General features: G+C 52.7%; 1 protein-coding gene. It reads right to left on the bottom strand.

All coding sequences use genetic code 11. The features are described from left to right. Positions 1–130: 130 nt before the first annotated feature. A partial coding sequence (locus MES37_RS24445) for an MFS transporter (RefSeq protein WP_237932832.1) occupies positions 131–981 on the bottom strand: 851 nt, incomplete at its 5' end.

The raw sequence follows: 981 nt of genomic DNA, 5'->3' as shown, positions 1-981 counted from the left end.
ATCCATATTAAATATTTATAAGTTTCTTACGTTAAAGTCACTCGAATTAATAAACGGGGATAACCTTAACAGACTGGTACGACCCTTAATACCCCAAATTATTTCTGGCGGTTGTAAAGGAATAGTGACATCACGGTTGGCGGTGATAACCACGCCACCACACTACTAAATTTAGTAGGGCGACAATCGCACCGGCCACGCACACGCCATTCCATCCGGCATGTTGATAAGCACTGGCGGAGATCAGCGAACCTGCGGCCCCGCCAATAAAGTAGCTGGTCATATAACCGGCGGTCAGACGATTTCGCGCATCCGGCATCATGCGGTAGATAACCGTCTGGTTAGTGATATGTACGCCCTGAACGGTTAAATCCAGCACCAGAATCCCGATGATCAATGCGATAACGGAATACTGCCCCATCGCGGTTGCAATCCAGGACACTAACAACAGCACCAGCCCAATAGTCGTGGTGAGATGGGCTTTGCCTTTGTCCGCAAACCCGCCAGCGGGACGCGCACCCAAAGCACCCGCAGCACCCGCGAGGCCAAACAAACCAATCACGCTTTCCGAGAAATTAAAGGGCGGTGACGCCAGCAGAAACGCCATCGACGTCCAGAGAATACTGAAGTTGGCAAAGGTCAGGCAGCCGAGCAAAGCGCGGGTCCGCAGCAGCGGAGTTTTGATAAACAAGCCGAATACCGACGACAACAATTGCGGATAATTCAGATGGGTGTCGGATTTCACTTTTGGTAAACCACGCCACAAAGCCAGCGCCATCACCACCATTAATACACTTGCAACCCAGTAAACGGTGCGCCAGCCGCCAATACCTGCCAGTAACCCGGCTACAGTACGTGCCAGCAAAATCCCCAGCAGCAGCCCGCTCATAATGGTGCCGACCACTTTGCCGCGCTTTTCCGGCTCCGCAAGCGTTGCTGCCAATGGCACAAGAATCTGGGCGACCACCGAGAACAAGCCGG

Source organism: Buttiauxella sp. S19-1 (genome assembly GCF_022134725.1).
Lineage (GTDB): Bacteria > Pseudomonadota > Gammaproteobacteria > Enterobacterales > Enterobacteriaceae > Buttiauxella > Buttiauxella ferragutiae.
Note: the sequence above shows the minus strand (reverse complement) of the source record. Positions and strands in the feature narration are given on the sequence as shown.